The organism is Pseudomonas sp. Root401, from assembly GCF_001425105.1.
Classification (GTDB): Bacteria; Pseudomonadota; Gammaproteobacteria; order Pseudomonadales; family Pseudomonadaceae; genus Aquipseudomonas; species Aquipseudomonas brassicacearum.
Genome location: NZ_LMDO01000022.1, coordinates 1 through 13,755, shown reverse-complemented (window position 1 = coordinate 13,755; position 13,755 = coordinate 1). Strand labels below are relative to the sequence as shown.

Here is a 13,755-nt window from a genome sequence, read left to right as displayed (position 1 = left end):
CGGCCTTAAATCATGGGGCTGCTGTGCAGCCCATCGCGAGCAAGCTTTGCTCCCACAGCAGATCCGTAGTGAATTCAGATTCTGTATTCGCAAAGATCTGTGGGAGCAAAGCTTGCTCGCGATGAGGCCAGTCCAGTCACCCTGGCCTTTTACTTGCGCAACAACCGCAACCCATTGAACACCACCAGCAAACTCACCCCCATGTCGGCGAACACCGCCATCCACATGGTGGCGAACCCGGCGAAGGTGAACCCGAGAAAGATCGCCTTGATCACCAACGCCAAGGCAATGTTCTGTTTCAGGATGCTTGAAGTCTGCCGCGACAGGCGAATGAAGGCCGGGATCTTGCGCAGATCATCGTCCATCAAGGCGACATCGGCGGTTTCGATGGCCGTGTCGGTGCCGGCCGCCGCCATGGCGAACCCGATTTCCGAACGGGCCAGGGCCGGGGCGTCGTTGATGCCGTCGCCGACCATGCCGACGCGGTGACCCTGGGCGTACAACGCTTCGATGGCTTGCAGCTTGTCTTCCGGTAACAAGTCGCCCCGAGCCTGGTCCATGCCCACCTGCGCGGCAATCGCGTCGGCGGTGTGGGCGTTGTCGCCGGTGAGCATCAAGGTCTTGATGCCCAGGTCATGCAGTTGCCGGATGGCTTCGCGGCTGGAGTCCTTCACAGTGTCGGCCACGGCAAACAGCGCCAAGGGGCCTGTAGCGTCGAGCAGCAGCACCACGGACTTGCCTTGTTTTTCCAGGGCGAAGAGTTTCTCTTCCAGTTCGGGGGAGCACAGGCCGAGGTCTTCCACCAGGCGGTGATTACCCAGGTGATACGTCTGCCCGCCGATGTCGCCGCGCACACCGCGCCCGGCAAGCGCCTCGAAGTTATCCACAACCTGCTGTGCCAGTTGCTTATCCACAGCCGCGTTGGCAATCGCCCGGGAAACCGGGTGGTCGGAGCGGGCCGCGAGGCTGGCGGCCAGGGCCGGAGCGGTGGTTTCCACGCTCGAGTCCAGCGCCATATAGTCGGTTTGCACCGGCTTGCCGTGGGTGATCGTGCCGGTCTTGTCCAGGGCCAGGTAGTCGAGCTTGTAGCCGCCCTCCAGGTATACGCCGCCCTTGACCAGGATGCCTTTGCGCGCGGCGGCGGCGAGGCCGCTGACGATGGTCACGGGGGTGGAAATCACCAGTGCGCACGGGCAAGCGACCACCAGCAGCACCAGCGCTCGGTAGATCCAGTCGAACCACGCCGCGCCCATGAACAACGGTGGGATAACGGCCACGGCCAAGGCCAGGACAAACACCGCCGGGGTGTAGATTTTCGAGAACTGGTCGACGAAGCGCTGGGTCGGCGCGCGGGAGCCCTGGGCCTGTTCCACAGCGTGGATGATCCGCGCCAGGGTGGAGTGATCGGCCGCCGCGGTCACGGTGTATTCCAGCTCGCCGGCCTGGTTGATGGTGCCGGCAAACACCTTGTCACCGATGGTTTTTTCCACCGGCAGGCTCTCGCCCGTGATCGGTGCCTGGTCAATGGTCGAACGACCGGCGACCACGTCGCCGTCCAGGCCAACCCTTTCGCCCGGGCGAACCCGTACCCGCGCACCGAGGGCGATGACTTTTACGTCTTGCGCCTGCCAGCTGCCATCGGCCTGTTGCACGGTGGCCTGTTCCGGGGCCATCTGCATCAGGCCGCTGATGGCGTTGCGCGCGCGGTCGAGGGATTTGGCTTCGATCAACTCGGCCACGGTGAACAGGAACATCACCATCGCCGCTTCCGGCCATTGGCCGATCAACACGGCGCCGGTCACGGCGATGCTCATCAGCGCGTTGATGTTCAAGTTGCGGTTTTTCAGGGCGATCCAGCCCTTCTTGTAGGTACCCAGGCCGCCGCTGAGGATCGACACCAACGCCACCAGCGCGACCACCCAGTTAGGCGCGGCGCTGGTGAAGTGGATCAACTCGGCACCCAGGGCCGTCACGCCGGACAGCGCCAGCGGCCACCAGGGCTTGGCCGGGGCGGGCAAGTCAGGGGTGGCTTTCTCTTTGCCCGGGGTCATCGGCTCGGCCTGCATCCCTAAGGATTCGATGGCCTTGATGATCGGCGCGTCGCTAGGCAAATCGTGGGTCACGCCCAGCACGCGGTTGATCAGGTTGAAGTCCAGTTGCTGCACGCCTTCGAGCTTGCCGAGCTTGTTCTGGATCAGCGTCTGTTCAGTGGGGCAGTCCATGGCTTCGATGCGGAAACTGCTCAGCCGCGCACCGTCCGTCGGCGTTTTGCCGAGGATGACCTGCGACGGGGCTGCTTTCGATGCGCAGCAGGAATGTCCGTGGTCATGGCCGTGGTCGGGTTTGTGGATGTGAAGGGAATCGCTCATCGGGTGACGTCCGTGAAAAGTGCCTGTTGCGCAGTAAAGACCCTGTAGCCACTATAGGGTCAAGCACCTATTTGGGAGGCCGCATCATGAAGATCGGAGAACTGGCGAAAATCACCGACTGCCAGGTCGAAACCATCCGTTACTACGAGCGCGAAGGCTTGCTGCCGGAACCGGCCCGCAGCGACGGCAATTACCGCGTCTACACCCAGGCCCATGCCGAACGGCTGACGTTCATCCGCAATTGCCGCACCTTGGACATGACTCTGGAGGAAATCCGCAGCCTCCTGGCCCTGCGCGACAGCCCCCAGGACCAGTGCGAAAGCGTCAACGCGCTGATCGACGAACACATCCAACACGTCAAGGCCCGCATCGACGGCCTGCTGGCCTTGCAGACGCAACTGATCGACCTGCGCCATCGCTGCGGCGAAGGGCCGGACCTGGATCAATGCGGGATCTTGCAGCGTTTGGAAGTGAGCGGGGCGGTGGCGCCGGAGGTGGAGCATTCCCATGTGGGGCGTAGTCACGGGCATTGAGCCCTTGCCGCCAATTCGAATACACAGAGCCGCCTATGAGCGAGCCTGTGGGAGCAAAGCTTGGTGCGATCCTGTGGAAGCAAAGCTTGCTCGCGATGAACGATAACGCGATCTTCTGACGGATCGAGGCGTTTCCATCGCGAGCAAGCTTTGCTCCCACAGGCCCGCACACAGGGGGATGGTGGGATTCTTCTAGACCGCCATCGGCGCGGTCATCGGCGCGTGGTGCTGGTAGCCTTCGAGGGAAAAGTCGCCCGGTTCCACCAACTCCAGCCACTCGGGCTGGTACACGCCGGTCTTGGCAAACTCCGGCACACGCTCGGAAATCACCAGCTTGGGCATCGGGAACGGCTCGCGCGTGAGCTGTTCGTTGAGCATGTCCAAGTGGTTTTCGTAGACGTGTGCATCGCCGATGAAATAGGTGAACCAGCGCGGCGTGTAGCCGGTCAGGCGACCGATCAGGCTCAGCAGCGCGGCGCCTTCGGTGAGGTTGAACGGCGTGCCCAGGCCCAAGTCGTTGGAGCGGATGTAGAGGGTCAGGGAGATTTCCCTGGTCTCGACATTCGGGTGGAACTGGTAGAGCAGGTGGCACGGCGGCAGGGCCATCTCATCGAGCTGGGCGCAGTTCCAGCCGTGGAACAGGATGCGTCGGCTGCCCGGGTCCTTGATGATGGTGTCGACGCACTGGCGAACCTGGTCGATGGCCTTGTACAGCACCACGTAGGCCTGGCCGTTTTCTTCGCCTTCGGCGATCTGCCGGTAACCCTGGGCCAGGGTCTGCTCGATGGCCGCCGGGTTGCTCAGGGGGATCTGTTTGTAGGCCGGCCATTTGCGCCATTGCACGCCGTAGATCTCGCCCAGGTCGTCTTCGCCTTGGCGGAACGGGTTGGCCAGCCACTGGGCGTTTTCGTTGGCGTTCTGGTCCCAGACCTTGCAGCCCAGGGCACGGAATTCGGCGGCGTTGTTCACGCCGCGCAGGAAGCCGCACATCTCGCCGATGGCCGATTTGAAGGCCATTTTGCGGGTGGTGATGGCCGGGAAGCCGTCCTTCAAGTCATAGCGCAGCATGGCGCCGGGGAAGCTGATGGTGTTCACACCGGTGCGGTTGGCTTGCTTGGTGCCGTTCTTGATGACGTGGGCCACCAGATCGAGATATTGCTTCATGGATTACCTGTGTCCTTGAACCCGGGGCCAGAGCCCCGGGGTTCGAATTTTAAACCTTGGCCGCCGCAGCCGGCGCGCGATGATAAGCCAGCCAGATCAGCGCCAGGCCGCCGATGATCATCGGCAGGCACAGCACCTGGCCCATGGTCAGCCAGTTCCACGCCAGATAGCCGAGTTGGGCATCCGGTACGCGGACGAATTCAACGATGAAACGGAAGATCCCGTAGAACAACGCAAACATGCCCGACACCGCCATGGTTGGCCGCGGCTTGCGCGAGAACAGCCAGAGGATCAGGAACAGTGCCACACCCTCGAGGGCGAACTGATAGAGCTGCGACGGGTGGCGCGGCAACTGCGCCGGGTCGCTGAACGGCGGGAAGATCATCGCCCATGGCACGTCGGTCGGCTTGCCCCACAACTCGGCATTGATGAAGTTGCCGATGCGCCCGGCACCCAGGCCGATCGGCACCATCGGCGCGACGAAGTCCATCAGTTGGAAGAACGATTTGTTGTTGCGCTTGCCGAACCACAACGCCGCCAGCATCACGCCAATGAACCCGCCGTGGAACGACATGCCGCCTTTCCAGACTTCAAAGATCAGCGTCGGGTTGGCCAGGTACGCACTCAGGTCGTAGAACAGCACGTAGCCCAGGCGCCCGCCAACGATCACGCCCATGGACAGCCAGAACACCAGGTCGGAGAGCTTTTCCTTGTTCCAGGTCGGGTCGAAACGGTTGAGCCGGCGCGACGCCAGCAACCAGGCGCCGCCGATGCCGACCAGGTACATCAGGCCGTACCAGTGGATTTTCAGCGGGCCGATGGCCAGGGCCACCGGATCGATCTGCGGGTAAGGCAGCATTGATATTCCTCATAAACGTCAAAAATACCCGGGCGACGCTGCCACCTCGGGATTAAGCCAGGATTGCGTCAGAACAGGAAACTCAAGCCGACGCAGAATAGCAGGGCGGCGAACAGCCGCTTGAGCAAGCGCGGCGACAGGCGATGGGCCAGCCGCGCACCGAAGCGGGCGAAGACCATGCTGGTCAGGGCGATGCCCAGCAGCGCCGGCAAATACACAAAACCGAGACTATGGGCCGGCAGCAATGGATCGTGCCAGCCCAGAATCATGAAACTTAATGCACTGACCACGGCGATGGGCAGTCCGCAGGCCGATGAGGTCGCGACCGCTTGCTGCATCGGCACGCTGCGCCAGGTCAGGAACGGCACGGTCAGCGAGCCGCCACCGATGCCGAAAATCGCCGAGGCCCAGCCGATCACCGTGCCGGCCAGGGTCAGCCCGGCCTTGCCCGGTACGCTGCGACTGGCGTTGGGCTTGAAGTCCAGGGCCAGTTGCAGGGCAACGATCAGGGCGAACACGCCGATGATCTTTTGCAGGTGCGGGCCGGAAATCGCTTCGGCGGTGATCGCGCCGAATCCGGCACCGATCAGGATGCCGACGGTCATCCAGGCGAACACCGGCCAGCGCACCGCGCCTTTGCGCTGGTGCTCACGCACGGCATTGACCGAGGTAAAGATGATCGATGCCAGCGAGGTGCCGACGGCCAGGTGCGTCAACACCTGCGGGTCGAAGCCCTGCAGGGTGAAACTGAACACCAGCACCGGGACGATGATGATCCCGCCCCCCACGCCGAACAACCCGGCCAGCACGCCGGCGCAGGCGCCGAGCAGCAGATAGAGCACAAATTCCACCAGCGTCTCCCCGCCCATCCCCGAAATAAGAGCGGCATGGTAACGGATCGAGGGGCTTGGGCTCTACTGAAGGCGATGGATGCGAGGGCGATGTGTGGGTAGAGTGGCGAACAGATGTTGTGGCGAGAGAGCAAGCTCGCGCCCGCTAGCTCGACTGCGCCCGTAGGAGCTGTGTAGGAGCTGTCGAGTGCAACGAGGCTGCGATCTTTCCCCAGACACTTGAATCTCAAGCGAAAGATCAAAAGATCAAAAGATCGCAGGCTTCGCCAGCTCCTACAGAGCCCAGCGCGAGCCTTATTTGGTGATTGGCATTTTTAAACAGGACAACCTGATGTGCCTGATCGTATTTGCCTGGCGACCCGGCCATGCCCGGCCGCTGATCGTGGCGGCCAACCGCGACGAGTTCTATGCCCGGCCGACCTTGCCCCTGGCCCAGTGGCCTGATGCGCCCTATGTGCATGCCGGGCGCGATCTGGAGGCTGGCGGCACCTGGCTCGGCATTGGCGCCGAGGGGCGCTTTGCGGCGCTGACCAACATTCGTGACCCGGGCCAGTTGCCGGCATTCAAGTCGCGTGGCGAACTGGTGGCGCGGTTTCTGACCGGGAATCTGTCGATCGCCGATTATTTGAGCGAAATCGTGCCCCGCGCCAGCGAGTATGGCGGGTTCAACCTGCTGCTCGGCGATGGCGTCGAGCTGTGGCACCACAACGCCCGCGATACCCAGCCGCAGCGGTTGGGCGAGGGGCTCTATGGCTTGTCGAACGCTGGGCTGAACACGCCATGGCCCAAGCTGCTCAAGGCTCGTGCGGCGCTGGGCGAGGCGCTGGACGATCCGCAGCCCGAGGTACTGCTTACGCTGCTGAACGACCCGCAGCCTGCTCCGGTGGCTGAGCTGCCTGATACGGGGGTGGGCGTGGCGACCGAGATGCTGCTGTCGAGTGTATTCATCGCCAGCCCGGCCTACGGGACACGGGCAAGTACGGCGCTGATTGTCCATGCCGACGGGACGCGGCAGATGGTCGAGCGCAGTTTCGGGCCGCATGGGGGGCATTTGGGGGAGGTGGCGCTGCACATTTGATTCAGCCCTGTAGGACCTGTGCAGGAGCTGCGTAGGAGCTGTGTAGGAGCTGTGTAGGAGCTGTCGAGTGCAACGAGGCTGCGATCTTTCCGCTGCCAATTGAATCTCAAGCGAAAGATCAAAAGATCAAAAGATCGCAGGCTTCGCCAGCTCCTACAGAGCCCAGCGGGAGCAAGCTCCCTCGCCACAGGTGCTCGTGCCTAGAGGGTCTTGTTCGAAGCCGGATTGATCATCCGCGCCAACCCGAGGTTCTTCAGCGCCAGTTGCAAGGAGCTGTGGATCACTTGCGGGTTATCGATGGTCATCACCTCCGCGAGCAACTCCTGGGCCTTGCTGAGGTTGATCTGGCGCAGCATCCACTTCACTTTCGGCAGATTGGTGGCGTTCATCGACAAGCTGTCGAACCCCATCGCCATCAGCAGCACTGCCGCCGCCGGGTCGCCGGCCATTTCGCCGCAGATGCTCACCGGCTTGCCTTCGGCATGGGCATCACGCACCACGTTCTGCAAGGCTTGCAGCACCGCCGGGTGCAGGTAGTCGTACAGGTCCGCCACCCGTGGGTTGTTACGGTCCACGGCCAGCAGGTACTGGGTCAGGTCGTTGGAGCCCACCGACAGGAAGTCCACCTGCCGCGCCAGTTCCTTGGTCTGGTACACCGCTGCCGGAATCTCGATCATCACCCCGATCGGCGGCATCGGCACGTCGGTACCTTCGTCGCGTACTTCGCCCCAGGCCCGGTGGATCAGGTGCAGGGCTTCTTCCAGTTCATGGGTGCCGGAGATCATCGGCAGCAGGATGCGCAGGTTGTTCAGGCCTTCGCTGGCCTTGAGCATGGCACGGGCCTGGACCAGGAAGATTTCCGGGTGGTCGAGCGTCACGCGAATGCCGCGCCAGCCGAGGAACGGGTTGTCTTCCTTGATCGGGAAGTAGGACAGGGACTTGTCGCCGCCGATGTCCAGGCTGCGCATGGTCACCGGTTGCGGGTGGAACGCGGCCAGTTGTTCGCGGTAGATCGCCAGCTGTTCCTTTTCGCTGGGGAAGCGCTGGTTGATCATGAACGGCACTTCGGTGCGGTACAGGCCCACACCTTCGGCGCCACGTTTCTGCGCCCGGGCCACGTCGGCCAGCAGGCCGGTGTTGACCCACAGTGGCATGCGGTGGCCGTCGAGCGTCACGCACGGCAGGTCCCGCAGCGCATCCAGGCCCAGGGACAGTTGCTTTTCTTCCTCGACCACATCGGCAAACTGCTTGCGCAGCACGTCGCTGGGGTTGGTGTAGACCTCGCCGTGGTAGCCATCGACGATCATCTGGATGCCGTCGACCTTGGAGTACGGCAGGTCCACCAGGCCCATCACCGTCGGGATGCCCATGGCCCGGGCCAGGATCGCCACGTGGGAGTTGCCCGAACCCAATACCGAGACCAGCCCCGCCAGCTTGCCTTCGGGCACTTCGCCGAGCATGGCCGGGGTCAGCTCTTCGCTGACCAGGATGGTGTTGTCGGGGTAGACCAGGGTCTGCTGGCGCTCTTGCTGCAAGTAGGCCAGCAACCGGCGGCCAAGGTCCTTGACGTCCGAGGCCCGCTCGCGCAGGTAGGCGTCGTCCATCAGTTCGAAACGGTTGACGTGGTCGGTCACCACCTGGCGCAGTGCGCCCTGGGCCCACTGGCCGGTCTTGATGACGGTGGTCACTTCGCTGCCCAGGGAGGCATCGTCGAGCATCATCAGGTAAACGTCGAACAGCGCGCGCTCTTCAGGGCGCAACTGCGTCGCCAGCTTGGCCGACAGGGCGCGCATGTCGGCGCGCACGCCTTCGATGGCGGTCTTGAACAAGCCCAATTCGGCGTCGATATCGGTAATGGTCTTGTCCGGCACCACGTCCAGGTCGGCGGGCGGCAACATGACCACCGCCGTGCCCACCGCCGCGCCCGGTGAACCCGGTACGCCGACGAACTTGGCTTCCTGGATGCCCTTGCCCTGGCGACCCAGGCCGCTGATCGAGCCGGTGGCCTCGGCGTGGGCGATAACCCCGGCCAGCTGCGCGCTCATGGTCACGAGGAAGGCTTCTTCACCCTCATCGAACTGGCGGCGTTCTTTTTGCTGGATGACCAACACGCCGACAACGCGGCGGTGGTGGATGATCGGTGCGCCGAGGAACGAGGCGTAGCGCTCTTCGCCGGTTTCGGCAAAGTAGCGGTAGCGCGGGTGATCCGCGGCGTTTTCGAGGTTCAGGGGTTCTTCGCGTGTGCCGACCAGACCGACCAGGCCTTCATTGGGGGCCATGCTGACTTTGCCGATGGAGCGCTTGTTCAAGCCCTCGGTGGCCATCAGCACGAAACGATTGGTCTCGGGGTCCAGCAGGTAGACCGAGCAGACCTGGCTGCCCATGGCCTCTTTGACACGCAATACAATAATCCCCAACGCCGCCTTGAGATCCTTGGCGGAGTTAACTTCCTGGACGATCTTGCGCAGCGTATTGAGCATGGCTCGGGGTCGAACTCCGTCGTCAGTCGCGCGTCAGCAGGCGCGGGGCAAGCTCTTTGAGAGCGCGTCGGTACACTTCGCGCTTGAATGTCACCACCTGGCCCAACGGATACCAATAGCTGACCCAGCGCCAGCCATCGAACTCCGGTTTACCGGTCAAATCCATCCGCACCCGCTGCTCGTTGGAGATCAGGCGCAGGAGAAACCATTTCTGCTTCTGGCCGATGCACAGCGGTTGGCTGTGCGTCCTGACCAGGCGTTGCGGCAAACGATAGCGCAACCAGCCTCGGGTGCAGGCGAGTATTTCGACATCTTCTCGCTCAAGCCCCACTTCTTCGTTCAACTCGCGGTACAAGGCCTCTTCCGGCGTCTCCTGGGGGTTGATCCCGCCCTGGGGAAACTGCCAGGCGTCTTGATTGATACGGCGAGCCCATAGCACCTGCCCTGCATCATTCGTAAGAATGATCCCCACATTGGGGCGGAAACCATCGGGGTCGATCACGGCAACAACCTCGCAAACGCATGTCGCCGCATTGTTCCACAAAGGTTGTGAAAGCAGCAACGAGCCCGCCTAGCTTATGTGCACTCTTGTGAAAAGTCCGTATTCTGGACGCCTTTCTTCAGATTTTTCAGCGAGTAACTGCAATGCGGCTGGCTTTATTCGACTTGGACAACACATTGCTGGGCGGCGACAGCGACCACGCGTGGGGCGATTACCTGTGCGAGCGCGGTTTCCTGGACGCTGTGACCTACAAGGCACGCAACGACGAGTTCTACCAGGATTACCTGGCCGGCAAGCTCGACAACGCCGAGTACCTGAATTTTTGCCTGGAAATTCTCGGTCGTACCGAAATGCACGTGCTGGCCCAGTGGCACCTGGACTACATGCGCGATTGCATCGAACCGATCGTGCTGCCCCAGGCCATCGAATTGCTGGAAAAGCACCGTGACGCTGGCGACAAGCTGGTGATCATCACCGCCACCAACCGCTTTGTCACCGGGCCGATTGCCGAGCGCCTGGGCGTCGAGACCCTGATCGCCACCGAGTGCGAGATGATCGATGGGCGCTACAGCGGGCGCAGCACGGATGTCCCGTGCTTTCGCGAGGGCAAGGTGACCCGGCTGAACCGTTGGCTGGAAGAGAGCGGGCATTCGCTCGACGGCAGCTATTTCTACAGCGACTCGATGAACGACCTGGCGCTGCTGGAGGTGGTGACGCATCCGGTGGCGGTGGATCCGGATCCGAACCTTAAAGCCGAGGCCCAGAAGCGGGGTTGGCCAGTAATTTCGTTGCGCAATTGACAGTGGGAGCAAGGCTTGCCCGTGAGTGGCTGTGGGAGCAAAGCTTGCTCGCGATTGGCATACGTACCTTCGCATCGCGTAAAGCCAATCGCGGGCAAGCCTTGCTCCCACAGACTGTGTTTTAAACCGGCTTGGCCCCCATCAACCCCGCAATGGCGATAAAGCAGACAACGCTGAACAACGCCAAGGCAAAGGTAAACTTCCCGCTACCTCCCGGCGCCTTGCGCAATTTGTTCAGTCGCACCACCAGCCAGAACCCCGCCAGCGCCGCCACGGTGTAGAGCACGCTGGAAGCCAACAGCCAGGTCTGCCCCAGCGACCAGCCCACCTGATGCACCATCCACCAGCCCGTGAAGGGCAGGCTCACCAGAGCCAGGATCATCACCAGCCAGATGAACAGCCGCGGACGTTGCAGCGTGCGCGCCGCCGCCGTGGCATCGCCGTTGCGGCGCGTGCGCCAGACCCAGACGGCCAGCCCCAGGGCGCCTGCCAGCAGCAGTACGGTGGCGATGACGTGAGCGATCTTCAGCGCAGTCAATGTTTCCATTGTTGAATTTTCCTCAAGTCTTGCTCAAAGCCTAGCCCGGCTTTATCAACCCAGGAACAGTTGATAGGCCGGGTTATCGCTTTCATCCCAGTACGGGTAGCCGATTTCTTCCAGGGCGGCCGGCACCAGGTGGCGCTCATCGTGCGGCACCTGCAGCCCGGCGACCACACGGCCATCCGCCGCGCCATGGTTGCGATAGTGGAACATCGAGATGTTCCAGCGCCCGCCCAGCTTGTTGAGGAAGTTGAACAGCGCACCCGGGCGTTCCGGGAATTCGAAGCGCAGCACCACTTCGTCGATCACGTGGGCCGCATGCCCGCCGACCATGTGGCGAATGTGCAACTTGGCCAGTTCGTTGTCGGTCAGGTCCAGCACCGGGAAGCCTTGTTCGGTCAGGCTGGCGATCAGCGCGCTGCGCGGGTCGTTTTCCGGGTGGGTCTGCACGCCGACGAAGATGTGCGCTTCGCTGCCGGTGTTGTAGCGATAGTTGAATTCGGTGATCTGGCGCTTGCCGACGGCTTCGCAGAACGCCTTGAAGCTGCCCGGCTTCTCGGGGATGGTCACGGCGATGATCGCTTCGCGGCCTTCGCCCAGTTCGGCGCGTTCGGCAACGTGGCGCAAGCGATCGAAGTTGACGTTGGCACCGGAGTCGATGGCCACCAGGGTCTGGCCGCTGATGCCCCGTGACTCGACGTATTTCTTGATCCCGGCCACGCCCAAGGCGCCGGCAGGTTCGGTGATCGAGCGGGTATCGTCGTAGATATCCTTGATCGCGGCGCAGATCTCGTCGGTGCTGACGGTGATGACTTCGTCCACGTAGTGCTTGCAGATATCGAAGGTGTGCTGGCCGATCTGCGCCACGGCGACGCCATCGGCGAACAGCCCCACGGTCGGCAGGACCACGCGCTCGCCAGCGGCCATGGCCGCTTGCAGGCAATTGGAATCGTCCGGCTCGACGCCGATGATCTTGATGTCCGGGCGCAGGTATTTCACGTAGGCCGCGATCCCGGCAATCAGCCCGCCACCGCCCACCGGGACGAAGATCGCATCCAGGCGCCCCGGGTGCTGGCGCAGGATTTCCATCGCCACGGTGCCCTGCCCGGCAATGGTGTGGGGATCGTCATACGGGTGGATGTAGACGTAGCCTTTTTCGTCGACCAGTTTCAGCGAATAGGCCAGGGCTTCGGGGAACGAGTCGCCGTGCAACACCACTTTGCCGCCACGCGAGCGCACGCCTTCGACCTTGATTTCCGGGGTGGTCTTGGGCATCACGATGGTGGCCTTGACGCCCAGCACCTTGGCCGCCAGGGCCAGGCCCTGGGCGTGGTTGCCCGCCGAAGCGGTGACCACGCCGCGTGCGCGCTCTTCGTCGCTGAGCTGGGTCAGCTTGTTATAGGCCCCGCGAATCTTGAACGAGAACACCGGCTGCAAGTCTTCGCGCTTGAGCAAAATGCTGTTGCCCAGCCGCTCGGAGAGCTGGCGAGCGGTCTGCAGCGGGGTTTCTACGGCAACGTCGTAAACGCGCGAGGTGAGGATCTTTTTGACGTACTGTTCAAGCATCGGAAAGCATCACTGAGCGGGTTGGGCAGGGCCAAGGAGTCTAACCCGGCTTTTAGCTGGGCGACCACACGAATCCCAAGGTTTTGTTGGGTTATACTCGCGCCCCTCTTTACTTCCTGCCCGCTTTCGGAGCCCGCATGACCCAGGATCAACTCAAACAGGCCGTGGCCCAGGCCGCCGTCGACCTCATCCTCCCGAAGCTGGATGACAAGAGCGTCGTCGGGGTTGGCACCGGCTCTACGGCCAATTGCTTCATCGACGCGCTGGCGCAACACAAGGGCGCTTTCGACGGTGCGGTCGCCAGCTCCGAAGCAACCGCTGCGCGCCTCAAGGGCCACGGGATCCCGGTGTACGAGCTCAACACTGTGAGCGACCTGGAGTTCTACATCGACGGCGCCGACGAAAGCGACGCGCACCTGAACCTGATCAAGGGCGGCGGCGCGGCCCTGACTCGCGAGAAGATCGTCGCGGCCGTGGCCAAGACCTTCATCTGCATCGCCGACGCCAGCAAACTGGTGCCGGTGCTTGGCGCGTTCCCATTGCCAGTGGAAGTCATCCCGATGGCCCGCAGTCATGTGGCCCGTCAGCTGGTGAAACTGGGCGGCGACCCGGTGTATCGCGAAGGCGTGTTGACCGATAACGGCAACATCATCCTGGACGTGCACAACCTGCAGATCACCAACCCGGTGGAACTGGAAAGCCAGATCAACGCCATCGTGGGCGTGGTCACCAACGGTTTGTTCGCGGCACGTCCGGCGGATGTACTGCTGCTGGGGACCCCTGAAGGGGTGAAGACCCTGCGGGCTGAATAAACCGGGCGATCAGTTATTGGATTCAACACCGGACCCTGTGGGAGCGAGCTTGCTCGCGATGGCGGTATGTCAGTCGATACCTTCATGGCTGATACACCGCTATCGCGAGCAAGCTCGCTTGTATGTTTAGACTTGAAGGGGTGGGCGGGACTAAAAGCTCGATTCCGACTCTAGCCAGTACGGACCGTGGGAGACTTCTC

At 62.6% G+C, this 13,755-nt stretch carries 12 protein-coding genes; 4 read left to right on the top strand and 8 right to left on the bottom strand.

All coding sequences use genetic code 11. The annotated features are described in order from the left end of the window. Positions 1–149: 149 nt before the first annotated feature. On the bottom strand, positions 150–2,369 hold the full coding sequence (locus ASC85_RS16705; RefSeq protein ID WP_057450535.1) for a heavy metal translocating P-type ATPase: 2,220 nt from the start codon (positions 2,367–2,369) through the stop codon (positions 150–152). 86 nt (positions 2,370–2,455) lie between these two features. Between ASC85_RS16705 and cadR the strand changes: the two genes are divergently transcribed. Next, entirely contained in the window at positions 2,456–2,902 is a 447-nt protein-coding gene (gene cadR / locus ASC85_RS16700) for a Cd(II)/Pb(II)-responsive transcriptional regulator (RefSeq protein ID WP_003196623.1), read from the top strand. Between the two features lie 192 nt (positions 2,903–3,094). On the opposite strand, the gene ASC85_RS16695 is transcribed toward cadR, so the two are convergent. The 3 genes from ASC85_RS16695 to ASC85_RS16685 form a co-directional block, all read right to left on the bottom strand. After that, positions 3,095–4,066, bottom strand: coding sequence for a thymidylate synthase (locus ASC85_RS16695; protein ID WP_014335997.1), 972 nt, complete (start codon positions 4,064–4,066; stop codon positions 3,095–3,097). Between the two features lie 49 nt (positions 4,067–4,115). Then, positions 4,116–4,925 (bottom strand): prolipoprotein diacylglyceryl transferase, encoded by an 810-nt coding sequence (gene lgt / locus ASC85_RS16690; protein WP_057450534.1) that lies wholly within the window; start codon positions 4,923–4,925, stop codon positions 4,116–4,118. Between the two features lie 68 nt (positions 4,926–4,993). Next, positions 4,994–5,776: a sulfite exporter TauE/SafE family protein gene (locus ASC85_RS16685; RefSeq protein ID WP_057450605.1), complete on the bottom strand. Its 783-nt coding sequence runs from the start codon at positions 5,774–5,776 to the stop codon at positions 4,994–4,996. Positions 5,777–6,107: 331 nt separating this feature from the next. On the opposite strand from ASC85_RS16685, the gene ASC85_RS16680 reads away from it, so the two are divergent. After that, complete coding sequence (locus ASC85_RS16680) at positions 6,108–6,854, top strand: NRDE family protein (protein WP_057450604.1); 747 nt, start codon at positions 6,108–6,110, stop codon at positions 6,852–6,854. A 200-nt stretch (positions 6,855–7,054) separates the two neighbouring features. Here ASC85_RS16680 and ptsP read toward each other — a convergent pair whose 3' ends face one another. Continuing rightward, on the bottom strand, positions 7,055–9,334 hold the full coding sequence (ptsP, locus tag ASC85_RS16675; RefSeq protein WP_057450533.1) for a phosphoenolpyruvate--protein phosphotransferase: 2,280 nt from the start codon (positions 9,332–9,334) through the stop codon (positions 7,055–7,057). A gap of 22 nt (positions 9,335–9,356) precedes the next feature. Continuing rightward, a complete protein-coding gene (locus ASC85_RS16670; protein ID WP_003186867.1) occupies positions 9,357–9,836 on the bottom strand; it encodes an RNA pyrophosphohydrolase in 480 nt (159 codons plus the stop codon). A gap of 143 nt (positions 9,837–9,979) precedes the next feature. On the opposite strand from ASC85_RS16670, the gene ASC85_RS16665 reads away from it, so the two are divergent. Further along, positions 9,980–10,636: an HAD family hydrolase gene (locus ASC85_RS16665; RefSeq protein ID WP_057450532.1), complete on the top strand. Its 657-nt coding sequence runs from the start codon at positions 9,980–9,982 to the stop codon at positions 10,634–10,636. A gap of 121 nt (positions 10,637–10,757) precedes the next feature. On the opposite strand, the gene ASC85_RS16660 is transcribed toward ASC85_RS16665, so the two are convergent. Next, entirely contained in the window at positions 10,758–11,183 is a 426-nt protein-coding gene (locus ASC85_RS16660; protein WP_057450531.1) for a DUF2269 family protein, read from the bottom strand. 45 nt (positions 11,184–11,228) lie between these two features. Next, the gene (gene ilvA, locus ASC85_RS16655; protein WP_003196635.1) at positions 11,229–12,743 is read right to left on the bottom strand and encodes a threonine ammonia-lyase, biosynthetic; all 1,515 of its coding nucleotides are present in this window, start codon (positions 12,741–12,743) and stop codon (positions 11,229–11,231) included. A gap of 137 nt (positions 12,744–12,880) precedes the next feature. Here ilvA and rpiA point away from each other — a divergent pair, with 137 nt between their 5' ends. Then, positions 12,881–13,555 (top strand): ribose-5-phosphate isomerase RpiA, encoded by a 675-nt coding sequence (gene rpiA / locus ASC85_RS16650; protein WP_014336005.1) that lies wholly within the window; start codon positions 12,881–12,883, stop codon positions 13,553–13,555. Positions 13,556–13,755 lie beyond the last annotated feature (200 nt).

Bases quoted from the DNA above. Each gene is read 5' to 3' on its own strand.
- ASC85_RS16705 (WP_057450535.1), bottom strand. From the start codon at position 2,369: ATGAGCGATTCCCTTCACATCCACAAACCCGACCACGGCCATGACCAC.
- cadR (WP_003196623.1), top strand. From the start codon at position 2,456: ATGAAGATCGGAGAACTGGCGAAAATCACCGACTGCCAGGTCGAAACC.
- ASC85_RS16695 (WP_014335997.1), bottom strand. From the start codon at position 4,066: ATGAAGCAATATCTCGATCTGGTGGCCCACGTCATCAAGAACGGCACC.
- lgt (WP_057450534.1), bottom strand. From the start codon at position 4,925: ATGCTGCCTTACCCGCAGATCGATCCGGTGGCCCTGGCCATCGGCCCG.
- ASC85_RS16680 (WP_057450604.1), top strand. From the start codon at position 6,108: ATGTGCCTGATCGTATTTGCCTGGCGACCCGGCCATGCCCGGCCGCTG.
- ptsP (WP_057450533.1), bottom strand. From the start codon at position 9,334: ATGCTCAATACGCTGCGCAAGATCGTCCAGGAAGTTAACTCCGCCAAG.
- ASC85_RS16665 (WP_057450532.1), top strand. From the start codon at position 9,980: ATGCGGCTGGCTTTATTCGACTTGGACAACACATTGCTGGGCGGCGAC.
- ASC85_RS16660 (WP_057450531.1), bottom strand. From the start codon at position 11,183: ATGGAAACATTGACTGCGCTGAAGATCGCTCACGTCATCGCCACCGTA.
- ilvA (WP_003196635.1), bottom strand. From the start codon at position 12,743: ATGCTTGAACAGTACGTCAAAAAGATCCTCACCTCGCGCGTTTACGAC.
- rpiA (WP_014336005.1), top strand. From the start codon at position 12,881: ATGACCCAGGATCAACTCAAACAGGCCGTGGCCCAGGCCGCCGTCGAC.